At 36.1% G+C, this 26,588-nt stretch carries 17 protein-coding genes and 1 pseudogene; 7 read left to right on the plus strand and 11 right to left on the minus strand.

Annotation, left to right across the window (positions count from 1 at the left end; all coding sequences use genetic code 11):
* Nucleotides 1–14 precede the first annotated feature (14 nt).
* The 9 genes and pseudogenes from UMM65_RS04900 to UMM65_RS17630 all read right to left on the minus strand — a co-directional run.
* Nucleotides 15–1,787: a cytochrome c oxidase subunit I gene (locus UMM65_RS04900; RefSeq protein WP_321975364.1), complete on the minus strand. Its 1,773-nt coding sequence runs from the start codon at nucleotides 1,785–1,787 to the stop codon at nucleotides 15–17.
* A gap of 22 nt (nucleotides 1,788–1,809) precedes the next feature.
* Nucleotides 1,810–2,856 (minus strand): cytochrome c oxidase subunit II, encoded by a 1,047-nt coding sequence (locus tag UMM65_RS04905; protein WP_321975365.1) that lies wholly within the window; start codon nucleotides 2,854–2,856, stop codon nucleotides 1,810–1,812.
* A 19-nt stretch (nucleotides 2,857–2,875) separates the two neighbouring features.
* On the minus strand, nucleotides 2,876–4,243 hold the full coding sequence (locus UMM65_RS04910; protein WP_321975366.1) for a quinol:cytochrome C oxidoreductase: 1,368 nt from the start codon (nucleotides 4,241–4,243) through the stop codon (nucleotides 2,876–2,878).
* Nucleotides 4,244–4,269: 26 nt separating this feature from the next.
* On the minus strand, nucleotides 4,270–4,863 hold the full coding sequence (locus tag UMM65_RS04915) for a c-type cytochrome (protein WP_321975367.1): 594 nt from the start codon (nucleotides 4,861–4,863) through the stop codon (nucleotides 4,270–4,272).
* A 6-nt stretch (nucleotides 4,864–4,869) separates the two neighbouring features.
* Nucleotides 4,870–5,394 (minus strand): DUF3341 domain-containing protein, encoded by a 525-nt coding sequence (locus UMM65_RS04920; protein WP_321975368.1) that lies wholly within the window; start codon nucleotides 5,392–5,394, stop codon nucleotides 4,870–4,872.
* Between the two features lie 2 nt (nucleotides 5,395–5,396).
* Entirely contained in the window at nucleotides 5,397–7,157 is a 1,761-nt protein-coding gene (gene nrfD, locus UMM65_RS04925) for an NrfD/PsrC family molybdoenzyme membrane anchor subunit (protein WP_321975400.1), read from the minus strand.
* 22 nt (nucleotides 7,158–7,179) lie between these two features.
* A complete protein-coding gene (locus tag UMM65_RS04930; protein WP_321975369.1) occupies nucleotides 7,180–10,272 on the minus strand; it encodes a TAT-variant-translocated molybdopterin oxidoreductase in 3,093 nt (1,030 codons plus the stop codon).
* Nucleotides 10,273–10,440: 168 nt separating this feature from the next.
* Nucleotides 10,441–11,631, minus strand: coding sequence for a c-type cytochrome (locus tag UMM65_RS04935; protein ID WP_415859554.1), 1,191 nt, complete (start codon nucleotides 11,629–11,631; stop codon nucleotides 10,441–10,443).
* Nucleotides 11,623–11,970, minus strand: a pseudogene (locus UMM65_RS17630) (cytochrome c); the annotation flags it as partial. The pseudogene UMM65_RS17630 and the gene UMM65_RS04935, both read right to left, overlap by 9 nt.
* A gap of 215 nt (nucleotides 11,971–12,185) precedes the next feature.
* Here UMM65_RS17630 and UMM65_RS04940 point away from each other — a divergent pair.
* From UMM65_RS04940 to UMM65_RS04950, 3 genes are all read left to right on the plus strand, one after another.
* Nucleotides 12,186–12,587: an SPOR domain-containing protein gene (locus UMM65_RS04940; RefSeq protein WP_321975371.1), complete on the plus strand. Its 402-nt coding sequence runs from the start codon at nucleotides 12,186–12,188 to the stop codon at nucleotides 12,585–12,587.
* Between the two features lie 211 nt (nucleotides 12,588–12,798).
* Complete coding sequence (gene ruvB / locus UMM65_RS04945; RefSeq protein ID WP_321975372.1) at nucleotides 12,799–13,821, plus strand: Holliday junction branch migration DNA helicase RuvB; 1,023 nt, start codon at nucleotides 12,799–12,801, stop codon at nucleotides 13,819–13,821.
* A 111-nt stretch (nucleotides 13,822–13,932) separates the two neighbouring features.
* Nucleotides 13,933–14,160, plus strand: a complete 228-nt coding sequence (locus UMM65_RS04950; RefSeq protein ID WP_321975373.1) for a hypothetical protein — start codon at nucleotides 13,933–13,935, stop codon at nucleotides 14,158–14,160.
* 227 nt (nucleotides 14,161–14,387) lie between these two features.
* Here UMM65_RS04950 and UMM65_RS17635 read toward each other — a convergent pair whose 3' ends face one another.
* Together UMM65_RS17635 and UMM65_RS04955 are read right to left on the minus strand one after the other, a co-directional pair.
* Nucleotides 14,388–14,573, minus strand: coding sequence for a GldL-related protein (locus UMM65_RS17635; protein ID WP_415859553.1), 186 nt, complete (start codon nucleotides 14,571–14,573; stop codon nucleotides 14,388–14,390).
* A gap of 66 nt (nucleotides 14,574–14,639) precedes the next feature.
* Nucleotides 14,640–15,056 (minus strand): DUF2141 domain-containing protein, encoded by a 417-nt coding sequence (locus tag UMM65_RS04955; RefSeq protein WP_321975374.1) that lies wholly within the window; start codon nucleotides 15,054–15,056, stop codon nucleotides 14,640–14,642.
* 239 nt (nucleotides 15,057–15,295) lie between these two features.
* On the opposite strand from UMM65_RS04955, the gene queG reads away from it, so the two are divergent.
* The 4 genes from queG to sov all read left to right on the plus strand — a co-directional run bounded on the left by queG (nucleotide 15,296) and on the right by sov (nucleotide 26,486).
* Complete coding sequence (gene queG, locus UMM65_RS04960; protein WP_321975375.1) at nucleotides 15,296–16,228, plus strand: tRNA epoxyqueuosine(34) reductase QueG; 933 nt, start codon at nucleotides 15,296–15,298, stop codon at nucleotides 16,226–16,228.
* Between the two features lie 130 nt (nucleotides 16,229–16,358).
* Nucleotides 16,359–18,638 (plus strand): NADP-dependent malic enzyme, encoded by a 2,280-nt coding sequence (locus UMM65_RS04965; RefSeq protein ID WP_321975376.1) that lies wholly within the window; start codon nucleotides 16,359–16,361, stop codon nucleotides 18,636–18,638.
* 113 nt (nucleotides 18,639–18,751) lie between these two features.
* On the plus strand, nucleotides 18,752–19,333 hold the full coding sequence (ruvA, locus tag UMM65_RS04970) for a Holliday junction branch migration protein RuvA (RefSeq protein WP_321975378.1): 582 nt from the start codon (nucleotides 18,752–18,754) through the stop codon (nucleotides 19,331–19,333).
* 4 nt (nucleotides 19,334–19,337) lie between these two features.
* On the plus strand, nucleotides 19,338–26,486 hold the full coding sequence (gene sov / locus UMM65_RS04975) for a T9SS outer membrane translocon Sov/SprA (protein WP_321975379.1): 7,149 nt from the start codon (nucleotides 19,338–19,340) through the stop codon (nucleotides 26,484–26,486).
* The last annotated feature ends 102 nt before the right edge of the window (nucleotides 26,487–26,588 follow it).

A 26,588-nucleotide genomic window follows, 5' to 3' on the forward strand; every position in this document is an offset into this window, starting at 1 on the left:
TTTTTTGTATCATACTAACTAAAATCCTCCTCACCCTCACGCATCGGTACCGTTTGTAACGTATAATCTTGTCCGCCCCAAAGTTCGCCATTCTCATCTAACTTACTATAGTCATAAGGCCAACGGTGTACGGCTGGTATTTCTCCAGGCCAGTTACCATGAATATGCTCAATTTGTGTAGTCCATTCTAAGGTATTTGCTTTCCAAGGATTTTTAGGTGCTCTTTTGCCTTTATAAATACTAAAGAAGAAGTTTGCCAAAAATATAATTTGAGCCAATCCGCCAATAATAGCGAAGATGGTCATTACTTTATTTATATGTAACAAATCATCAAAAATTGGGAATGCCGTATTGTTATAATAACGTCTTGGTAAACCTGCCAACCCTACAAAATGCATTGGGAAAAATACACCATAAGCGGAAATTGCTGTTAGCCAAAAATGCAGATACCCCAAATCTTTGTTCATCATTTTACCATACATTTTAGGGAACCAATGATACACACCGGCAAACATCCCGAATATGGCAGATACACCCATTACCAAGTGGAAGTGAGCCACTACAAAATAAGTATCATGCACGTTAATATCAATAGCACTATCTCCAAGAATTAATCCTGTCAATCCACCTGTAATAAATGTCGACACAAAACCGATAGAATATAGCATGGCAGGATTCAATTGCAGATTTCCCTTCCATATGGTGGTTATCCAGTTAAAGGCTTTTACAGCTGATGGAATTGCAATCAATAAAGTTGTAAATGTAAACACAGAACCCAAAAACGGATTCATACCAGTTACAAACATATGATGTCCCCATACAATGGTAGATAAAAATGCAATGGCAATTATGGAAATAATCATCGCTCTGTAACCAAAAATTGGTTTACGGGAATTCGTTGCCAATACTTCAGAAACTATACCCATAGCAGGTAAAATAACTATATAAACCTCTGGGTGACCCAAGAACCAGAATAAGTGTTCAAACAATACCGGGGAACCTCCTTTATAATGTAATACTTCACCGGCTATATATATATCCGATAAGAAGAAAGAAGTACCAAAACTTCTATCCATTATCAGTAATAATGCTGCTGACAATAACACAGGGAATGAAACCACACCGATAATAGCTGTTACAAAAAATGACCAAATTGTTAATGGTAATCTTGTCATTTTCATTCCTTTTGTTCTTAAATTCAATACCGTCACTATATAGTTTAATGCTCCCATTAATGATGAGGCAATGAATATAGCCATTGATACTAACCACAACGTCATACCTAAACCAGAACCTGAAATAGCCTGTGGCAATGCACTTAATGGTGGATAAATTGTCCAACCTGCATTAGCTGGGCCAGTTTCAACAAATAATGAAATGACCATGATTACACTAGATAAAAAGAACAACCAATAAGAAAGCATGTTCAAAAATGGCGATGCCATATCCCTTGCACCAATCTGAAACGGAATAAGTAAGTTACTGAACGTACCACTTAATGCGGCCGTTAATACAAAAAATACCATTATGGTACCGTGAATGGTAACTAAGGAAAGGTACATATCTGGCGTCATAACACCACCTTCGCCCGCTCTGCCTAAAAACGCTTCTATAATACTGAACGATTGTTCAGGGTAGGCTAATTGCAAACGAAATAACATAGACATAAACACGCCTATACAACCCATAACAATACCCGTAATAAGATATTGCTTAGAAATCATTTTATGATCTTGACTAAAGATGTACTTTGTTACAAAAGTTTCTTTATGATGATGATCTGACATATTTTAAAATATTTATTTTTTATTATTTAGTATTCAATTGAGCATAGGTCTTTTGAGCAGCCAACCATTTTTTAAAGTCAGCTTCTTCGTCTACCACAACCTTTAACTGCATATTATAATGTGAAGATCCACAAATTTTATTACACAATATTAGATAATCAAATTCTACAGCCTCTTCCCCTTTTTCTTCCCTAAGTACATTTATAGCATCAAATTTTGCTTTAGTATCCTCATTTAAACGCATTTCAGCAGTTGTTACAGTTGGTGTAAAAGCAATTTCCGTTACCATACCAGGTACTGCGTTCATTTGAGCCCTAAAGTGAGGCATGTACACAGAGTGCAACACATCTTGAGAACGAATCTTGAATATTACTTTTCTTCCTTTTGGGATATGGAGTTCCTTAACAAATTGCCCCTCGTTAACTACCAGTGGAATATCATCAGCTGAATTTTTATCCGTCATGTCAACACCCATGGTATTGGTTCCTTCGATAAAACGAACATTCGCATTCCCTAATTGGTTATCTTCTCCTGCATAACGGGCGTCCCATTGAAACTGTTTTCCGTACAATTCAATAAATATGGGATTTTCAGCATCAGAAGAATCCATTACATTATTCCATGTCCAAATACCATAAATAATCAGCCCGGAAAGTACTATTGCTGGAATTACAGTCCAAATTGTTTCCAATTTATGGCTATCGGCAAAAAAGTATGCTTTTCTGGTGTCAGTTCCTCTGTATTGAAAAGTAAAATAGAAGAGTAAAAACTGCATTATAAATTGAACTACCAAAATTAAAGCCATAGTCACTTTAAAAAGTACATCTATGTGGTGACCTTCTTCGGAAGCAGATAATTCGGGCAACAAAACGATACGACCTTGAAAAAGGGTGTATATCATTAAGCCATAAATAAAGCCCATTAAACCAAGCATTAACCATCCGTTAATGTTATTTTCTTTTTCTGTAGCGGTTTGATTATCAACTTTTGTTAAGCCCAATAATTTTACAAATTGCCAACAAGCAACAATTAAAACTACAAAAATGATAATAAAAAATAGTGCCTTCATCTGTTATGCTTGATATTTTTTAATAATGAAAAATTTCACTTTCTTTAATAAATGGATTCTCTTTAGGATGTAATGGTGCTTTTGTAAGTGAATTGAACACTACAAAAATAAATAACCCTGCAAAGAACATTAATGCCCCTATTTCAGGAATGCCAAAATGCCAATGACTACCCACCGTACCTGGATTAACCATTACAAATACATCTAAATAATGACCCGTTAAAATAATTAACCCTGCCAATACTACAAACCATGGTATTCTTTTATAATCACTGTTCATTAATACTAAAATTGGGAACACAAAATTCATAATTAGCATGCCTATAAACAATGGTTGGTATTCGCCTATTAACCTAGGATAAAAATAAGTAGCCTCTTCTGGAATATTTGCATACCACTGTAGCATGAACTGTGCATACCAAAGGTAAGTCCAAAAAATACTAAACGCGAACATATATTTTGCCAAATCATGTACATGGCTATCATTAACCTGTGGTAAAAATCCTCTAGATCTTAAATAAATGGTTACTAAAGCTATCACGGTTATTGCCGACACAAACATACTTGCAAAAACATAGAATGAATATAATTGGCTAAACCAGTGATGATCAATAGACATTAGCCAGTCAAATGCCATAAATAATTCAGAAACTAAAAAGACAACTAAAAAGACAACCGATAAAGTAAAGCTCTTCTTAAAATATTTCAAATCACCTGTTTCATTGAGCATTCTAGAACTTTTCAGGATAAAATGCCTAAAACCAACCCAAATTAAAATATAGATTACCGCACGGATTAAAAACCATGGCACATTTAACCACCATTCTTTAGTCTCCATGGCAAAATCATAATTGGCCGCAGTTGGGTCAGAGCTTACAAACATCCAAGCAAATATATGATTGGCATGCATTGCAGAGGCTATTAAAAACGCCAACACAATTAAAGAACCAATGCCAATATAACCCGTTACTCCTTCCATAACCCTAAACAGTACTGGAGACCAGCCGGCACTGGCCGCCCTTTGAATAGCGTAATAAACTAAGGCACACACACTAATTAATAAAAAGAATATCATAGGTACATAAATAGCGGTCCAAGGTCTGTTCTTAGCTTGTGTTAATACATGTTCATAGTGAGAATCTTCATTATCATGACCAGCCTCCGCATCAGCATGATCTTCAGCCGACTTTACTGCATGAACATCTTTGGCATTTTCTTCTCCGTGAGTAGTTGTTGGTGCTCCATGAGAATCATCCGCATTATGCATTATTTCTTTAACATCTTCTACGGTTTTTGGTGTTGTAAAAAAGCCATAACCCACACCAAGAGCACCAATAATCATCAATGCTATCGTAAAGGTTTTTAATCTACTTGAAACTGTGTACATATCTTTTAATTCTTGCTAAATCAATATTATTTTAACAAATCTTTTCTTAATTGTTCTACATAGTGTGTTACTTGCCAACGCTCTTTGTCATTCAACTGAGAAGCATGCGACCCCATCAAATTTCTACCATACATTATTACATGGTAAATACTACCTTCAGTAATTTCCCTGTCTTTGTAACTTGGCACACCTAAAAACTTTTCGTTCTGCACAAGTACACCTTGACCATCACCTGTATTGCCGTGACATGAAGCACAGTAAATACCGTATAAATATTTACCTTGGCTCATATTTTCATCAGAAATTTTGGCAACAGAATCTGTTGGTGCTTTTTCCCATAATGGCGAACGTACGGAATCCTTAGCGTATTGATATCCGATTTCAGAATTTGGCACATCATACATTGTTTTTCCTCTGGCAATAGTACCTGCAACAGGATGTTGAGCCGACATACCATCCTCTAATATCGGATTTGACGAATAAGTCTCGTAAGGTACGGCTTCATACATATCCGTATCGCCCATATATTGAACTTCCCTACTTCTTTGGCTGTCACCAGCACAAGAAGCCATAAGCACAACTAAAGTTACTATTGAAGTATATTTGATAAAACTCTTCATCTTATATTAGTGTTTTTCTTTTACGGTTATTTCTACTGCACCTGTTCTTTCAAGTAAATTTGTCACTTCTTTTTCGTTTCCATCCACAGCAACTTCCATTAAAAATTTATCGTCAGTAGTTCTAGGGTCTGGATTTTCCGCTTTTCTGAACGGCCATATTTTACTACGCATGTAAAACGTAATTACCATTAAGTGAGCGGCAAAAAATACCGTCATTTCAAACATAACAGGCACAAATGCAGGCATGTTTTCCAAAAAACTAAAACTTGGTTTACCTCCTATATTCTGTGGCCAATCCACAATCATAATATTATTCAAAAACCAAATTGCAAAAGCCAAGCCTGTTACACCAAATAAAAATGCCGTTATGGCCATACGCGTTGGTGGTATGCCCATTGCTTTTTCTAAACCGTGAACGGGAAAAGGTGTATAAACCTCTTCAATATGATGGTGTGCCGCACGTACTTCCTTTACGGCGTTTAAAAGCACATCATCATCATCGTACAATGCGTGTATTACTTTAGAACTCATAATTACGATTTAAGTTTATTAGCTTGTCCTGCCCAATCGTCTCTTTGTGCCCTTCCAGGGAAAGTACCTGTGATCGAATCTAACAAGTCATATTCTTCATTTGTCATTTTACTAACTTGTGCAAAAGTGTAAATGCCTATTTGGTTCAATGTTTTTTCCATTACCGGACCAATACCGCTTATCTTTTTAAGGTTATCGGCCTTTTGAGTGGTAGGATCAAATTTACCCAATTTATCAAGTAAACTATCTGTTTTCGACTGTGTGTCATCAACATCAACAATCGGTTTTTCAACAACAATTTCTTCCTTTACAATAGTAACATCTTCATCCTTAACAATAACCGTTTCCTTTTTAACCACCGCTTTTGCCGCTTGTGGATTGTCTCTCAGCCTTTTATAATTATTACCTGATGATTTTAAAATAGATTTAACCTCGGCCTGGGCAATAACAGGGAATGTTCTGGCATATAACAAAAACAACACAAAGAAGAATCCTAATGTACCTATAAATATACCTATATCAACAAATGTTGGTGAAAATTGTGTCCATGATGATGGTAAATGCCCTCTACTTAAATTGATAACTATAATATCAAAACGCTCAAACCACATACCTATATTGATAAAGATAGCGATAATGAATGTCCAAATATAATTTGTTCTAATTTTTTTAAACCAAAATAATTGTGGGATAATGGAGTTACAAATAATCAACGACCAAAATGCCCACCAATAAGGGCCTGTTGCAGCACCTACGGACAAATACACGAAATCTTCGTAACTACTACCAGTGTACCATCCTACAAACAATTCTGATAAATAGGCAACGGTAACAATACCACCGGTTACCAAAATTACCTTGTTCATATTTTCGATATGTACCCTAGTAATATAGTCTTCTAAATTACAAACTTTACGCATAATTAATAATAAAGTCTGTACCATGGCAAAACCAGAAAACACCGCTCCAGCAACAAAATAAGGTGGATAAACCGTACTGTGCCATCCCGGTATTACCGAAGTTGCAAAGTCAAATGATACAATGGTGTGTACAGAAAGTACTAACGGTGTAGCTAAACCTGCCAACACCAAAGAAACCTCTTCAAAACGTTGCCAGTCCTTTGCTCTACCAGTCCATCCGAAACTTACCAAGCTGTAAATTTTCTTTTGAAAAGGTTTAGTAGCTCTATCCCTGATCATCGCAAAATCAGGCAAAAGACCTGTCCACCAAAACACCAACGAAACAGATAAATATGTAGATATTGCAAATACATCCCATAATAATGGCGAGTTAAAATTTACCCATAAAGAACCTAAAGGATTGGGTACTGGTAAAGTGTAAAAACCATTCCATATTCTACCCATGTGTATTAGCGGGAATAATCCTGCTTGAAAAACCGCAAAGATGGTCATAGCCTCTGCTGAGCGATTAATACCCATTCTCCATTTTTGACGGAAAAGCAGCAATACCGCTGAGATTAGCGTCCCTGCGTGACCGATACCTACCCACCAAACAAAGTTGGTAATATCCCAAGCCCAGTTAATTCTATTGTTAAGACCCCAAACACCAATACCAGTACCAATGGTATAAGCAATAGCACCAACTCCCCATAAAAAGGCAACTAATGAAATTATAAAAGCAATCCACCAATTTTTATTGGCTTTACCTTCAATTGGAGCGGCTACGTCTAATGTAATATCATGGTAACTTTTGTCGCCTGTGATAATTGGCTCTCTAATAGGTGCTTCGTAATGACCCATAATTATATACTATTCTTAATTATTATTATGATTCGTTTGTATTTCTAACATCTAATTGATAGAACACATTAGGTTGTGTACCTACAAAATCCAATAAATGGAAGGTTCTATCATCTTCTTTAATTTGTGCAACTTTACTCTCTTTGTCATTTACATCACCAAACACCATGGCACCAGTACTACAAGCATTTACACAAGCAGTAGAAAATTCCCCATCTCTAACAGGTCTTCCTTCTTTTTTAGCTTTTAATATAGTGGCTTGGGTCATCTGGATACACATTGAACATTTTTCCATAACCCCCCTAGAACGTACAACCACATCAGGGTTTAATACCATTCTACCAAGGTCACTGTTCATGTTATAATCAAATTCATTATTGTCAAAATATTTAAACCAGTTGAACCTACGTACTCTGTACGGACAGTTATTTGCACAATAACGTGTACCAATACAACGGTTATATGCCATTTGGTTCTGACCCTGTTTTCCGTGTGAAGTTGCAGCTACTGGACAAACCGTTTCGCAAGGTGCATGGTTACAGTGCTGACACATTACCGGCTGAAAAGTAACATCTGGATTATCGGAAGGATGCGTTTGGGCATTGAAATACTTACCAGTACCAAAAATACCTTCTTCTTTTCCACGTTCCTTCGTCATATCTGAAGAGTAATACCTATCAATACGCAACCAGTGCATATCTCTACTCTTTCTAATTTCGTCCTTACCAACGACGGGGACATTGTTTTCTGCGTGACAAGCTACAACACAAGCCGCACAACCAATACACGTTGCTAAATCTATGGAAAGATTGAATTTTGTACCCCAAGAATCATCAAAATTTTCCCATAAGTCAACTTTTTCCAATTCAACATTTTGATGGTCCAGTTGAACGTGTCCTTTGGGATTCCAATCATGCTTTGGCTTGTTGATAAAATCATCCAAAGTAGTTTCTCTGGTAATTTCATCCCTGCCCATTAATGTATGTTGTAACTGAATACAAGCAAACTCATGCTCACCGGCAACTTTTTCGATAGTTACCGCTTGATGGTTTGAGAAATTTTGATATAAAGGATAAGCATTAACACCTACTTGTAGATTTTCTTGAACTGCGGCAGAGCTTCGGCCATAACCCAATGCCAACCCAATACTTCCCGGTGCTTGACCTGGTTGAATATAAACAGGTACATTTTCTAAGGTTACACCATTTACGGTTACATTAACCAAATCGCCATTTAAAGCTCCATTGGAAACGGTTCTGTTGGTGATGCCTTTTGCTTCTGCATCAATCCTAGACATGGTTACATAATTATCCCAAGATGTTCTGGTAATCGGGTCGGGCAATTCTTGTAACCAAGGATTATTTGCCATTTGACCATTACCTAAACTCACTTTGGTATATAAATCCAGTTCTAAATCAGATGGTTTTATAGATGCCGCAAATGCGGATAAAGCCCCTTGTACGGATAATGTTTCGGGTGGTACGTGACTTGGAATTTCTTCATCAAAAGTAGCGGTTTCAACAGCATCGGCAACCACACCTAAATGGCGTACACCATCGTGCAATGTGCTGTTCCATGAAAGCCCTTTTAACACATTGATTTTCCAATATGATTTTATATAATCGTGATACGATTGGCTACTACCGTTCCATTTTAATAATGTATCTTGAAATTGACGTGTGTTAAACAGAGGTCTGATAGTAGGTTGCATCAACCCTAAATGTCCTTTTTTGATTCTAACATCACCCCAAGATTCCAAATAATGAGGGATTGCCCCTACATATTGTGCCGCAGAAGCCGTTTCATCCTCACCCATGGCAAAAGCTATGGAGAGTTTAACTTTTTTAAGTACTTCAACAAATTCTGCACCGTTAGCCAACGTATAAGCCGGGTTTGTAAGGTAGGTAATTACGCCACCAACTTTACCCTCTTTCATATCCCCAATTAATTGAGATACTTTGGCATCGCTACCACTTCTAACATATTTACGTGCAACTGTATTAACAGCTTCACTACCAATGCTTTTATTAATGGCCAATGCTAATAATTGAGCATTTTTATCTTGAATTCCTGTAACAACTACTGCTTTTTTACCAGCAGCTTCCAGTTGTTTTATGGCTTGTTTTAATCCTTCATCTACTGAAGTTGATTTAGCAGAACCACCACCAACTAAAGCATTGTAAACATTCAACAGTACCTGTTTTTGTTCTGATGGTTTTACCATATAACGCTTATCTGCGTTACCACCAGTTAGAGACAAATTGGACTCAAACTGTATGTGGCGAGACATCTTTCCGTTTTTGGGAATCCTGCTTTTGGCATAACCCACTTCAAAACCACCACCTTGCCAGTCTCCTAAGAAATCCGCACCAATACTCACAATTACTTCAGCTTTTGAAAAATCGTAATCTGGCAATGCTCTTTCGCCATACAACGTTTCAAAGGCATCTAATGCGGCAGATTCTGAAACAGCATCATAAGCAACATGCTGCACGTTTGCATAAGAGGCTTTAAAGTCTTGGATTAATTGATTGGTAGTTGGACTAGCCGTTGTTCCTGTTAAAAAAACAATGGTTTCATTATTGTCTTTTAGTTCATTTAGCTTAGCCATTGTTTCCTTATCAAAAGTACTCCAATTTACAGGCTCACCATTAGCTCTAGGGTTTTGTAAACGATTGTTGTCGTATAAAGACAAAACAGAAGCTTGTACCCTTGCATTTGTAGTACCCTGATCTCCAGCTAATTTATTCGGTTCAATTTTAATAGGACGGCCTTCGCGAACTTTTACCAATACATTGGCAAAATCCTGGCCGTTAGCTATAGAAGATGCGTAATAATCAGCAATGCCAGGTGTTACATCATCTGGTTTTACTACATAAGGAATAGACTTAACCACTGGACCTTCACAAGCCGCCAACGAAGCTGCTGCCGTTGTAAAGCCTACGTATTTTAAAAAGTCTCGTCTAGAAGTTGATGAAGATTCCAATGCTTCTTTATCACCAAGAAACGCATCGGTCGGTAAATCTTCAACAAATTCCGATGTTTTTAGCTTTTCAACAATAGAGCTGTTTTCGTTAAGCTCTTCAACACCTCTCCAGTATTTCTTGTTTGACGCCATTCTATATTTTAGTTATTGGTTATAGCCCCTTTGTCCTGCGGACATTTCCCCTTAGGGGGAAATTTCGGAACTATTTATATTTATTCAGTTTTTAAATTTTTACTTCCGTCTTCGGACTTCGGTCTTCGGACTTTTTAACTTCGTATCTCGAACTTCCAACCTCATACCTTAATAGTGGCACTTACCACATTCCATACCACCCATTTGTGCTACGGTTACTTTTTCAACACCATATTTTTTTGATAATTCATCATGAATTTTTGCATAGTATTCGTTATCCTCAATTTTCACTTCTGTTTCCCTATGGCAATTGATACACCAACCCATAGTTAATGGAGAAAACTGCTCCAATTCTTCCATTTCCTCAACAGGACCATGACATTTTTGACAGACTACACCACCAACAGTTACGTGTTGTGAGTGATTGAAATAAGCAAAATCAGGTAAATTATGAATACGTACCCATTCAATCGGTTTCTGTTCGTAACCAGCTATGTATTGGTTATTTTCTTTATCCCAACCAATGGCATCATATATTTTTTGAATTTCACCATCGTAAAACTCCTTATCGTGTTCGGCAGTAACAGGACCATTATATTCTGAAATACCTTTGTGACAATTCATACATACGTTAACCGAAGGAATTCCGGAAGTTTTACTATGTTTTGCGGAAGAGTGACAATACTGACAATCAATTTTATTGTCACCTGCATGTATTTTATGCGAGAATGCAATAGGCTGAACTGGTTTGTAACCTTGATCTACACCAATGCTCATCATCCCCCAATAGGCTAAATAACCAACCACTAGCAAAAGTGCAATGGTGGTAACCAATTTCACAAATTCATTTTTGCTCTTAAAGTAAACCCATACTACAGCTATTGCCAATACCAACAAAACCAAATAGGTTTTCCAGGGAATTGGGGCTGTAGAAGCTACTGGATTTACAGGTACCTTATCAGTTGGTTTTTCTAAAATATCTGCGTGCTTCGTATATAACAAAATTGCATCAATATCGGCATCTGATAATTGCGGAAAAGCCGTCATTGGAGAACCATTGTATTCTTCATAAATAGCGATAGCATCTGCATCTCCACTTGCTCTTAACGCAGCGTTATCCCTAATCCAAGCGTGTAACCATTCGTCGGAACGTTTGTCTTGAATATTTGCCAAAGCCGGACCAATTAATTTGTCGTTCAATTTATGACAAGCGGCACAATTGGCATTGAATATTTTTTTACCCGTAACCACTTGCATAGAATCTATCCCTAAAGAAGCTGCCGTTTGAACTGGTGCAGCACCACCTTCTTCCGATTTTGGTTGAGGTTTATCATCAGTATACGCTAAAATATCTTTTATATCTTGATCTGAAAATTGTGGGTACGCCAACATCGGTAGCTTATTGTACTCCTCGTAAATGGCAATTGCATCTTCATCTCCACTTGCTCTTAACGCCTCGTTATCTTTAATCCAAGCAATTAACCAAGCCTCTTCTCTTTTCTCCGTTATCCCTTTTAAAGGTGGACCAATTAATTTACCTTCCAGTTTATGACAAGCAGCACAATTGGCATTGAATAATTTTTTACCATTATCAAGATTGGGTTCTTGACCAAATAACTGTGATGTAAAAAGTAAAATGAAAGTAAGACTAGATATGATTAATCTTAAGGTTTTACGGTGTTGATTCACACTTTTCATATTATAAAATATATTATCAAGTATCGTTTTGGTACGATTTTTTCTATTCTAAATAACGAAAGCACGTTCTTAGAAAGATTTGACAAAAATAACATTATTTGGATAGATGCAAAATCTAAAAATAATGTTAAATGTAATTTATAATCGTTCTAAATAACGAACTGTATGCTAAAGCTAAAAACAAAATTTTAAATTTGCCAAAACAAAAAACTATAATGAAATCATTTTTAAACAGATACAGCATTGCTATCCTTACAATTTGTGTGCTTAGCACGTCATTTTTAACTGCCCAGCAAGAAGGAAGCCTAAGCATTGAGGCTAGTGAAAACATAAAGAACATTTTAGCCAAAAAGAAAGCCCATAATAAAAAAACAACTAAAATAAAAGGATACAGAATTCAGATATTTTTTGGGAGTGAGCAAGGTGCATACAAAGCCCGTGAAAATTTTAAATCTTTATTCCCAGAAACCTATTTAAAAATCGAGAATTTTCCTCCAGACTGGAAAGTCCGTGTGGGCAATTATAAATCACGATTAGAAGCTGATAGAGCTTTAGTCGAAATTAAAGAGGCCTATTCTGGTGCTATTGTGCTACCCGAGTTGATAGATGTGGAATGAAAAAGGTACGAAGTTAGAGGTTAAGAGGTACGAGTTAAAAAAAAACGGTAGCGATGTAACACCGTTGAGTCTAGTAGTTACAAAGTTCATGTTACGCGATTTTTAAAGTTCGTATTTCTTAAATAGTAGCGAATATTGGTTTTTGTATGTTTAAGTTCTAAATCGTTAATCACCTATTCGTTAATCGTTAATCTTTCAGTATTTTTGTTTCATGAACGAAAACCTAAATCCGTCCGATGAAAATCTTTCACATGAAGAATTAGATGTTGAAAGAAAGTTAAGGCCACTAAATTTTAACGATTTTACGGGGCAGGAGCAAGTACTTGAAAATCTTAAAATATTTGTTGAAGCTGCCAACCTTCGTACTGAAGCATTGGATCACACACTTTTTCACGGGCCTCCTGGGTTAGGAAAAACCACTTTGGCACATATTCTTTCAAACGAATTGAACGCGAACATAAAGGTTACTTCTGGCCCTGTTTTGGATAAACCAGGTGACTTAGCTGGATTATTGACCAATTTAGGCGAACGTGATGTACTCTTTATTGATGAAATCCATCGGTTAAGTCCAATAGTGGAAGAATACCTCTACTCTGCCATGGAAGATTATAAGATTGATATTATGATCGAATCCGGTCCAAATGCTAGAACCGTTCAAATAAATTTAGAACCTTTTACATTAATCGGAGCTACCACTAGATCTGGATTGTTAACAGCTCCAATGCGGGCACGTTTTGGCATTAATAGTAGATTAGAATATTACCAAACGGATTTATTGACAACTATTGTACAACGAAGTGCATCTATTTTAGATGTTCCCATTTCTATGGAAGCCGCCATTGAAATTGCAGGCAGAAGTCGTGGTACGCCACGAATTGCCAATGCTTTGTTGCGTAGGGTACGTGACTTTGCTCAAATAAAAAGTGACGGCACAATTGACATTAATATTGCAAAATTCGCTTTAAAAGCATTACACGTAGATGCTCACGGCCTAGATGAAATGGACAATAAAATTTTGGTTACCATCATTGATAAATTTAAAGGTGGCCCCGTAGGGATAACCACTTTAGCGACCGCAGTTAGTGAAAGTGCAGAAACCATTGAGGAAGTTTATGAACCCTTTTTAATTCAACAAGGTTTTATTATGCGGACACCTCGCGGAAGAGAGGTTACTGAACTAGCTTATAAACATTTAGGTAAAATTAAAGGTAGTATTCAAGGAGGGCTTTTTTAAATTTATATGGATAAAAGCCCCAATAAAAGAGGGCGAAAATCCTTACAAAATTTCAGGATTTTTCCCCTTGACAAGAGATTAAAAGATTGATAGCTTTACAACAAAAAAGCTATGAAAACATCAGTCGTACTACTCATTTTAATTTTATTTAACACCACTGCACTACTTTCAGAAGCCTTAGCTCATCTCGTTAAAGGTATTAATCCTTGGTTGCTTATTGGATTGGAAATTTTATTAATTATAGGTTATTTTTTCAATAAAACGATAAAAGAAATTAGAAAAACTATCGATTTTGATTGTAATGATTTAAGCATAATGATAACCAAGTATAAAAAATAGATACGTTTTTTTGTTAAAATGTAAAAGTTTGTTTTGTTTAATGTCTTTCAAACCAAAGTTCTGTGCTAGAATGGTATTTCAAGACCTTCTATACCAAAGCGTTTTTCTACAGTTTCATAAAAATCACATTTTATTAAGAAAGCATCGGAAAAATTAACTGCCAAAGCCCATTCTCTGAGGGTAACAGCACTATTATCAAGACCAACAACAATAATTGCTTGTTTATGTCATTTTCGTTTATCTTTATTGTACCTGTATATGGCGTAAAGTGGAATAAAAAGTAATGCTAATCCCACAATTCCAATAATTAATAAGATTTGAGCTCCTTGTAGATGGAGTAGCTTAAATAGTATAGATAATAGTGTGATCGAGCTAAATAAAACTCCCGCTATATATACAGTTTTTCTCATCATTATAAAATTTGATAGCTATAAAGAAACGTAATTCTTTTTAGTTGAACGCCATAATACTATAATCTATCAGTTACTCAACGTAACTTCCATCACGAAGTCTTCCTCTAATGAAAATAGACAATCCTTATAAGAAGGTGCAGAAAATTTCGGTTTTACATTATTTGAAAACCCATAAGGTTCTTTTGGAATTCCAAGAAAATTAAGATTAAATTCATCATCAGAATTCTCATCATGAAACATTGAAAAAGCGTAGTCTCCTTTTGGCAAATCATTTATCTCAATAGTTTCAGTTGTATTATTAACCGTTATGTAATAATGTTTTATAGCTGCTTCTCGTTTTAAAAAGTTTTTGCTTTTATTAAAAACTCCAATTCTAATTTTACCTTCAAGTAGTTTAATATTATCAATTTTTATGGTTAATTGTGGATTGTCATTAGAAACACTGTTTGATAACAATAAAAAATACATTAAAAAGTAGCTCATTAGTATATGTTTATAAATAAATTTAGGATTGTTTTAGTCTTCAATTATTGTATTTTTTATTCGGCGTAATTTTAAACAAATATAATATTAAACTTCGCTTTTCAACTTTTATTTCCAAAAAAGGGATTTTTAAACTTTGAAATCATCAGAGGTCTTTACATAATTTTTATAAAGTTTATAACATCTATTTGGTAAATAAATTGTTTATGTACTTTAGCTTTATAAACTCACTTTAAACTTTGGCAAATAATAAAAATAATTCCACAAAGTGGTCACACCTTATCAAAACCGAAGCCAAACGTCTTGGTTTTCTGTCCTGTGGTATTAGCAAAGCCGAATTTTTAGAGGAAGAAGCACCGCGATTGGAAAAATGGTTAAATAAGAACATGCACGGTGAAATGCTATACATGGAAAATCATTTTGACAAACGGCTGGATCCCACAAAATTAGTGGAAGGTTCAAAATCGGTCATTTCACTGCTCTTAAATTACTATCCTGAAAAAGAACAAATTGAAAATACTTATAAAATCTCCAAATACGCCTATGGTACGGATTATCATTTTGTAATAAAAGACAAACTCAAAAATCTAATGGCTTTTATTCGTGAGGAAATTGGCGAGGTAAACGGAAGGGCTTTTGTTGATTCCGCACCCGTGTTGGACAAAGCTTGGGCGGCAAAAAGTGGTTTGGGCTGGATAGGTAAACACAGTAATTTATTGACCAAGGAAGTTGGATCATTTTATTTTATTGCCGAATTAATTATTGACCTTGAATTGGAGTACGACACCCCAACAACGGATCACTGTGGTACTTGTACCGCCTGTATTGATGCTTGTCCAACCCAAGCCATTGTAGAACCGTATGTTGTCGATGGCAGTAAATGTATTTCCTATTTTACCATTGAATTAAAGAATGAAATTCCTACATCGGTAAAAGGTCAATTTGACGATTGGATGTTTGGGTGTGACATTTGTCAAGATGTATGCCCATGGAATCGATTTTCTAAACCTCATCAAGAACCACTATTTAATCCACACCCAGAATTATTATCAATGACCAAAAAAGATTGGACAGAACTTACCGAAGATGTATTTAAAAAAGTTTTTAAAAAATCAGCCGTTAAACGGACGAAGTTCTCAGGTTTAAAACGGAATATTCGTTTTTTAGAGTAAATGTCTTTAAAATTTTCCCCTTGTGGGGAAATGTCCAAGGGACAAAGGGGCTAAAATTTTCAGGTTTGCAACGCAATATTAGATTTTTAGATGAATAGTGTTAAATTTGCCATTCTAACTAAAATAATTTATGGATAGTCGCAAGAAAAAAAATGAAGCCTTAAAATATCACGCTTTACCAAAACCTGGTAAAATTGAAGTTGTTCCAACTAAAAAATATGCAACCCAACGCGATTTATCCTTGGCATATTCTCCTGGGGTTGCAGAACCGTGTTTGGCTATTGAAAAAAATCAGAAAGATGTTTATAAATACACTTCCAAAGGCAATTTAGTTGCGGTAATTTCTAACGGAACAGCTGTTTTAGGCCTTGGTAATATTGGTCCATTAGCATCCAAACCTGTAATGGAAGGAAAAGGATTGCTCTTCAAAATTTTTGCGGACATTGATGTTTTTGACATAGAAGTTGATGCTACTGATGTTGATAAATTTGTAGAAACAGTAAAAGCGATTGCTCCCACTTTTGGCGGGATTAATCTAGAGGATATTAAAGCTCCTGAAGCTTTTGAGATAGAACGCCGACTAAAAGAAGAATTGGACATTCCCGTAATGCACGACGATCAGCATGGTACGGCAATTATTTCGGCCGCTGCTTTAAAAAATGCGGTTGAAATTGCCAAAAAAGATATTTCCAAGGTACAAATTGTAGTAAGCGGTGCCGGTGCAGCTGCCGTTTCTTGTACACACTTGTATATAAAATTAGGTGCCAAACCTAAAAACATTGTAATGTTGGACAGCAAAGGGGTTATCCGTAAAGATAGAGAGCATTTATCTGCTGAAAAAGCTGAATTTGCAACTAATAAAGATATCTACACACTAGAAGAAGCTATGGACGGAGCTGATGTGTTTATCGGTTTATCTCAAGCTAATATTTTAAGTGCAAAAATGGTTAAATCTATGGCTAAAGACCCAATAGTTTTTGCCATGGCCAATCCAAATCCTGAAATTGATTACAATTTAGCGGTAAAGACCCGTAAGGATATTATTATGGCAACGGGAAGGTCCGACCATCCTAATCAGGTAAATAATGTACTCGGTTTCCCTTTTATTTTTAGGGGAGCACTAGATGTGCGTGCCACAAAAATTAATGAAGAAATGAAAATGGCAGCAGTTCATGCCTTGGCAGATTTGGCCAAACATCCTGTTCCTGAACAAGTTAATATTGTGTATGATGAAGTCAGTCTGGCTTTTGGTAAAGAATATATAATTCCAAAACCTTTTGATCCACGATTGATTTATGAAATTCCTCCAGCTATTGCCAAAGCTGCAATGGACAGTGGAGTTGCTACATCACCTATTAAAGATTGGGATAAATATAGAGACGAATTAATGGAACGTTTAGGTACTGGAAGCAAAGTTATCCGATTACTGCATAACCGAGCGAAAGCCAACCCTAAAAAGGTAGTATTTGCAGAAGCCGATCACTTAGATGTGTTAAAAGCCGCTCAAATAGTATACGATGAAGGCATTGGCACCCCTATTTTACTAGGTAGGAAAGAAACTATTTTAGGTCTAAAGGCGGAGATTGGATTTGATGATGAAGTAGAAATAATAGATCCTAAAACGGACGAAGAGAACGATAGAAAAAATAGATTTGCTAAAAATTATTGGGAAGCCCGTCACCGTAATGGTATAAAATTATTGGATGCCCAAAAATTAATGAGAGAGCGGAATTACTTTGCCGCCATGATGGTAAATGAAGGTGAAGCAGATGCTGTACTTACAGGTTATTCCAGAAATTATTCATCGGTGGTAAAACCTATGTTGGAACTCATTGGAATGGCTGATGGCGTAACCAGAATAGCCGCTACCAATTTAATGTTGACTAAACGTGGCCCCATGTTTTTGGCAGATACCACCATTAATATAAACCCTACAGCAGAACATTTGGCAAAAATATCAAGAATGACGGCTTCATTGGCAAAACTCTTCCATATACAACCTAATATTGCCTTGCTTTCTTATTCAAATTTTGGAGCATCAAAAGATAAAGAATGTACAAAAATAGCCGATGCCATAAAGCAAATACATCAAGAGTATCCCAATGTGGTTATAGACGGTGAAATACAGGCCGATTTTGCCTTAAATGCTGAAATGCTGAAAAAAGAGTTCCCGTTTTCTAAATTGGTCGATAAAAAAGTAAATGTTCTTATTTTCCCAAATCTGGACTCTGCTAATATTACGTACAAATTAATGAAGGAACTTTATGGGGCCGAATCCATTGGTCCTATTTTGTTGGGCATGAAAAAACCCGCACATATATTACAATTAGGTTCTAGTGTTGATGAAATGGTAAATATGGCCGCCATTGCCGTTATTGATGCTCAAGAGAATGAGAAACGAAAGAAGTAAAAAATGAAGTTTTCGTTTTTAGTCTCTAACAAATTAACAAAACCCAATTTGCCATTCAAAATTTAAAAACTACATTTACGGATTAAATAAATAACTCTAACTTTTTAATCTAAATGATTACTCATCTTAATGGAAAACTAGTAGAAAAAAATCCGACTTACGTTATTATAGAATGTAACGGTGTTGGTTATTTTTTACATATTTCTTTAAATACTTTCGCTAAAATTCCCGATGCGGAAGCATTAAAACTTTATACTTATCTCAATATAAAAGAGGATTCGCATACTTTATTCGGTTTTGCAGATAAAGTAGAACGTGAAATTTTTAAACTTCTAATCTCAGTTTCGGGCGTTGGCCCAAGTATTGGAAGAACCATGCTCTCTTCAATGACTCCAGAGGAAATTCAACGTGCCATTGCTTCTGAAGATGTTGCCACTATACAATCCGTAAAGGGAATTGGAGCCAAAACCGCCCAACGTGTTATTATAGATTTACGTGATAAAATTGTTAAAACTTATGAAATTTCAGAAGATTCTGCTTCTAACAACAATACTATTAAAGATGAAGCGTTATCTGCTTTAGAAGTACTTGGGTTTTCGCGTAAACAGGTGGAAAAATTAGTACAGAAAATTATTCAAGAAACCCCTGATACTACCCTTGAAAACATCATAAAGCAAGCATTAAAAAACTTGTAAAACTTTGAATATCAACTTAAAAAGGACATATAGTCTATTTTTATTAGTACTCATTTTTGCATCAACCTTCATTTTTGCTCAAGCACCCCCGTCTGCTCGTAATCCAAAAGACACCGTTAAGGTAACTAACACTAAATCAGTCATTAAACCCACAGATACGATTAAAAGGGACACTTTACCCAATTTACCGTACAAATTTAAACGAGACCAGAAAGGCAGCCTTTTCCTGGATAATTTATCGGAATACGAAATTGTTTACGATGCCGAGGCAAAACAATACATTTTTGTAAAAAAAGTTGGCGATTATTATGTAAAACATCCTTCTTACATGACCGAAGAGGAGTATAAAGAATATCGTTTAAACAAGGATATGTTAGACTACTTTAAGGATAAAGTGAGTGCGGTAAGTGGTAAAAACAAAGATAACGACGCTCAAAAGAACTTACTACCAAGGTATTACGTAAAATCGGGACTTTTCGAAAATATTTTTGGAGGAAATACCATTGAGGTAAACCCTACTGGATATGTGGGAATTAGAATGGGTATATTGTATCAAAAAGTACAAAATCCACAGTTGTCCGAGCGTAACCGGCAAAGTACCACTTTCGATTTTGGTCAAGAAATAGGTGCCAGTTTAAATGCTAAAGTAGGTAAACGACTTAGGGTAAATGCAAATTTTGATACTCAGGCAAGTTTTACTTTTCAAAATCAGATCAAATTAGAATATACACCTACCGAAGACGATATTATCCAAAAAATTGAAGTGGGTAATATCAGTATGCCCATTCAAAATTCTTTGGTAAGCGGTGCACAAAACCTATTTGGTTTTAAAACACAATTGCAATTTGGTAAAACTACCGTAACAGGGGTTTTCTCTCAACAAAAATCACAAACACGTTCTGTGGCCGCAGAAGGCGGTGCCACCATTACCGAATTTGACATGAGTGCCAGTAATTATGACGATAACAGGCACTTCTTTTTATCACAACGTTTCCGAGATGATTTTAATAGTGCCTTGACTAAATTTCCGTTGATAAATAGTTCAAAACAAGTTACTCAAATTGAGGTTTGGGTTACCAATAAAAACAATACCACGGAAGATGTCCGAAGCATTGTTGCTCTGGCCGATCTTGGTGAAGGAGAAGATACCAATATCCATTCGAATTTAGTAACTCCCGTAGTGGGAGAAAAAGACCCATCTAATAAAGCCAACTCGTTAAACAATATATTGAGCAATCCTGGTATTAGGGATATTTCTACCGTAAGTTCTACTTTATCTGGGTACCAACAGGGAACGGATTATACCATTTTAGAAAATGCTAGAAAATTGATTCTGGGTATAGATTTTACATTAGACCCACAGTTAGGATACATTACCCTGAATAGAAGATTGGCCGATAGCGAAATTTTGGCGGTTGCCTTTGAGTATACCGATAGTAATGTAGCCGGAGAAAATGTTTTTAGAGTGGGCGAACTTTCAACCGATGGTGTTATAGCACCCGCAAATTTAGTGGTTAAATTATTACGTAGCGAAATTGTAAATACCACAATACCTATGTGGGATTTAATGATGAAAAATATTTACGCCTTGCCGGGAGCTTATCAATTAAATCGTGATGGGTTTAGGTTGGAAGTAATGTATCAGGACGATGAAGAAGGAGTACCCTTAAACGTTTTGCAAAATGCCCAAACGCCCGGTGTAAATCAAAAAACCCTACTTAATCTATTGCGTGTTGACCGTTTGGACCAATCTAATGACCCTGAGCCTGGCGGTGATGGTTTATTCGATTATGTAGAAAGCATTACAGTCAATTCTCAAGAAGGTTACGTAATATTCCCAACGGTTGAACCTTTTGGAAATAGCAATTCAAATACTGCTGAACCTGGTGAACTGGGGGAAATTCTTACCAATGCCGCAGATGAAAAATATGTCTTTACCGAATTGTACGACAGAACAAAATCACAGGCACAAAACGATTTTCAGTACAAAGATAAATACATCATCAAAGGGTATTTTAAAACGGAGAATGATACTGGTATTCCTTTGGGGGCGTTTAATGTAAGTAAAGGATCTGTAAAAGTAACATCTGGAGGCAGAGAACTTTTGGAAGGTGTTGATTATGTGGTAGATTATAATATTGGTACGGTACAGGTTATCAACCCGAATTTAATGGCTTCCAATGCTCCAATTGAAGTTTCTGTCGAAAATAATAATGGATTCAATCAACAACAACGCAGCTATTTAGGTGTCGATGTACAACATGTTTTTTCAGAAAATTTTGCCATTGGTGGTACAATTATTAATATGAGGGAAAGACCTTATGGCAAAATGCAATTTGGTCAAGAATCGGTCAATAATACCCTTGCGGGATTTAATTTAAGCTACCAGACCGAAGTACCAAAATTTACCAAATGGGTAAATAAATTACCGAATATTGATACGGATGTGGCTTCTAACTTTTCAATCAGGGCCGATGCCGCTTATTTAATGCCCGGAACTGCAAAAAACAGAAATGGTGGAATTAGCGGAGAAAATGCTTCGTACATAGACGATTTTGAAGGCTCGCAAATCCCATTGGATATCAGTTCGTACCGACAATGGTTTTTGGCCAGTGTGCCACAAAATCAAAATCGAGCAGATTTGCAATTTTATAATGATGCCGATCCAGATCAGCTGAAATTTGGTAAGAAAAGATCGCAGTTGGCTTGGTACACTATTGATAGATTGTTTTATGGCAACTCTTTAAAACCAAATAATATTGACAATGCTGAACTATCTAGAGCGGAAGTTCGTCAGGTTGGCTATAACGAACTGTTCCCAGAACTAGATTTAGATATTACCCAATCCAATATAGTAAATACGTTAGATTTAGCATATTTCCCTGAAGAGCGTGGTTCTTATAATTTTGACACCCAAAACGTTGTCAACGGAAAATTTACAGATCCGGAAAACAGATGGGCCGGTATTATGCGTTCTCTGAACACCACAGATTTCCAACAAGCCAATGTAGAGTATATACAATTCTGGTTAATGGATCCTTATGAGAACTATTCCATAAAACCAGAAGAAGGTGGACCTACTTCTGTAAACCCAACTGATTTTGGCGGAGAACTATATTTTAACTTAGGTAATATTTCTGAAGATATCTTGACCGATAATCGTAGAATGTATGAAAACGGCCTTCCTGAAGATGGTGTAAAAATACCCAAACCCAATATTGGTGCCAATATTGATCAAACAGCTTGGTCGGATATCCCTATAAAGCAATCTCTGATTTATGCTTTTACCGAAAAGGATGATGAAAGACCCAATCAAGATTTAGGATTGGACGGTTTAAAAGATGACGAAGAAGCTACACGATTTGGAACCCAATTTGGTCCTGACCCGGCTAATGATAACTATAACTTTTTCAGAGGTAGCGACTTAGATGCGGCAGATGCCTCTATTTTAACCCGATATAGAAATTTTAATAAAACACAGGGTAATTCACCCACTATTAATAATTCAACAGAATCGTATCCTACTGCGGCCAGCTCTTTTCCTGATATTGAGGACATCAATAAAGACCAGACCATGAGCACTGTAGAAGGTTATTTTCAGTATAAAGTGGATATAGATCCTACACAATTTGTTGTGGGTCAAAACAATATAGTTGATGAGAAAATTGTAGCTGTTAATCTTCCCGATGGAACGCAACAGCAAACCAAATGGTATCAATTTAGAATTCCAATTTCCACACCTGACGAAACCGTTGGTCAAATTTCTGATTTTAATTCTATCCGTTTTATGCGAATGTTTTTGACCAAATTTAAAATACCGGTGGTATTGCGTTTTGGTGAATTGGAACTAGTTCGTGGTGATTGGAGAAGATATACCAAAACGTTGGATGACAATATTAATCCACCCCAAGAATTGACCGAAGAAGAAAATAGAAATTTTGAGGTGGGTGTTGTTAACGTTCAAGAAAATGAAAATAAAACACCAATTCCTTATGTTTTGCCCCCAGGTTTACGCCGTGAAAGGTTACAAGGCACAACCACTTTACAAGAACAAAACGAACAATCCTTACTTGTCAGAATAAACGATTTGCCTGCGGGCGAAACAAGAGCTGTTTTTAAAAACACACAGTTTGATATGCGTATGTTCAACACGTTGAAAATGTTTATACATGCGGAAGCAATTGCTGGTCAACTAGGCGTTAATGATGACGATTTGGTAGCCATTATAAGGTTGGGTAGCGATACCGATAACAACTTTTACCAATATGAAGTTCCCTTAAAAATAACACCATTTGGTGCTACTTTTGACGACGAAATTTGGCCTGACGCCAACGAAATGATTGCTGACCTCAAAGCCTTTGGACGATTAAAAATTGAGCGTATTTCGGCATCTAATCCTCCTAATGATTTATATCCAAGCGAAACAGCAGAACCCGATGCCAGATTACGTCTGAAAGGAAATCCCAACTTAGGTAATATAAGAACTATAATGATTGGGGTGAAAAACAAATCCAACATGTCTAAAAGTGCCGAATTATGGTTTAACGAATTACGTGTCGCCGATTATGATAACGAAGGTGGTTGGGCTGCCGTTGTAAATGCAGATGCCAATTTTGCCGATTTTGCTGATTTTTCTGTTTCGGGCAGGGCAAACTCACAGGGTTTTGGATCTTTAGAACAAACTGTAAACGAAAGAAGTCAAGAAGACGCAAAACAATACGATGTCATCAGTAATATAAACGTAGGGCAATTACTACCTAAATCGGCAGGCGTAAGAATTCCTTTGAATGTGAGTTATGGCGAGGAATTTGCCGATCCAAAATGGAATCAAAGATATCAAGATGTACGTTTTGATAAAAACGATGCCGAAGCAGAAAGCTCAAGAGATTATACAAAACGTAGAAGTTTAAACCTGATTAATGTTAGGAAGGAAAGAACGAATCCTGAAAAGAAACAACGTTTTTATGATGTTGAAAACCTCTCGTTTTCTTATGCTTACAACGATACCTATCATAAAGATTATGAAGTGGAAAAATTTGTTGACCGAAATGTACGGGCTGCTGCTACTTACAATTACGGATTTAAACCTTTAGAACTTGAACCTTTTAAAAAATCCCAATTTTTAGAGAAAAACAGTCTTTTTAGATTTATTAAAGATTTTAACCTGAATCCGTTACCTACTTCAATTTCCGTAAACTCAAATATTATAAGGAGTTATAATGAACAGTTCATTAGGTCTTATAGTGAAGACTTAGATCCGGTAAATTTTGACCAAAGACGTTATTTGTTCGATTGGGATTATAACATTGCTTATGACCTTACAAAATCGCTTACTTTTACTTTCAACGCAAGAAATAGCTATATTAATGACAGAAAAGAAAATGGAGAACCGGTTGTTGACCGATTGTTTGATAATTTCTTTAGTATTGGCAGACCCAACCAATACCATCAAACATTAGATGCTACTTATAAAATTCCGTTAAATAAAATTACTTGGTTCGATTTTTTAAACGGAACCTATAGCTACACTGCCGATTTCGATTGGCAAGCCACCGCACCACAATATGTTGAGGATATTGGCAATACCATACAAAACGCCAATACCCATACTTTTTCTGCCGATTTAGACATGACCAAACTCTATAAAAGAACAGGGCTTACAGATTTGGCAAAGAAAAAAACCAAAAGATCAAAAAGGGATAAAAATGCTAAAAAACGTGATTCAACTTCCAAGAAAATAGCTGCACCTAGATCTAGAAGGGTTATTGAAACAAAAGACAAGACAGGTGGCAAAAAAGTACTGCAAGGTTTGGTAGATGTGGTTACCTCTGTCAAAAAAATAAAGGTTGCCTATTCAGAACAAAATGGTACTATTTTACCAGGATTTTTACCTGAAGTTGGCTTTTTAGGCAGAGACAATTATAACGGTAGCCTAGCCCCTACTTTGGGCTTTGTATTTGGAAGCCAAAGGGATATCAGAAGTTTGGCCGCAGCCAATGCTTGGCTGGTCAAAAGAGATGCTACAGACCCATATTACAGCAAAACTTTTGCCACTACACATTTAAACAAATTAGATATTAATGCTGACGTTAGGCCGTTTAAAGATTTAAGTATTGAGCTATCAGCAAATAAAATATTTACCAAAAACAAATCACAGCAAATAGATGTTATTAATGGAGTTGAATTTGATTTAGACGATCAGCCTTTTAACGAAATAGGTAATTTCAGTATCAGTCATTTTATGCTAGGCAAAGCTTTTGACGGTAATGGAGATGCCACTTTTGACGAGTTTAAAGCAAACCGAACTATAATCCAACAGCGTTTGGCACAGCAATCAGGTGCTGATATTGCTGGTTTTGGCGAAAACAGTCAACAGGTATTGATTCCAGCATTTTTAGCAACCTATTCGGGTAGAGATGCTAGTAAAGTAAAATTGAGTGCTTTTAGAGATGTTCCCATACCCAATTGGCGTTTAAACTATAAAGGATTCATGAAATTTGCTTGGTTTAAAAAACATTTTAGAAGTTTTATAGTGGAACACGAATACCGTTCAACTTATTCTGTTATGGGTTTTAATAACAATTTGCTATATAACGCAGATAACCCTTATGGCTCTGAAAATATCAATGAGAGCACCAATAATTACCGACCCTCTAAAATATTTTCAGGCGTTAATTTAATTGAAGAATTCAATCCTCTGATAAAAGTGGATATGCGTATGAAAAATTCGTTTTCGGTAAGGGCAGAACTGAAACAGGACAAAATGCTAAACTTAAACATAAGCAACAATACCATTACAGAAGTTAGAGGTAAGGAATATGTTTTGGGGCTGGGCTATCGTTTCAAAGACGTTAAATTGAAAATTAGAACCGGTAATACCTTAACCAATTTTAAAGGTGACATTAACCTTACGGGTGATATAGGCATTCGCAACAACTCCACTACTATTCGTTCTATTGATGTATTGAACAATCAGGTAACGGGCGGGCAACGTTTATTATCCTTTAAATTTAAAGCGGATTACGCATTGAACAAAAATTTATTAGCTTCTTTTTATTACGATCAAAACAGCTCTCGTTTCCTAATTTCAACCACCTTTCCAAGAAAATCCGTCAGTGCCGGTATTAGCATTCGTTACACGATTGGGAATTAATAAGTTAAACAACTGAAGTACAGAAATAACAATAGGCTTTTTAGTATCAAAAGGAGCAACTTAAATTCGTTAACCAAAAATCGTTAATCGTTAATCATTTTA

Source organism: Aureibaculum koreense, assembly GCF_034296135.1.
Taxonomy (GTDB): Bacteria; Bacteroidota; Bacteroidia; order Flavobacteriales; family Flavobacteriaceae; genus Aureibaculum.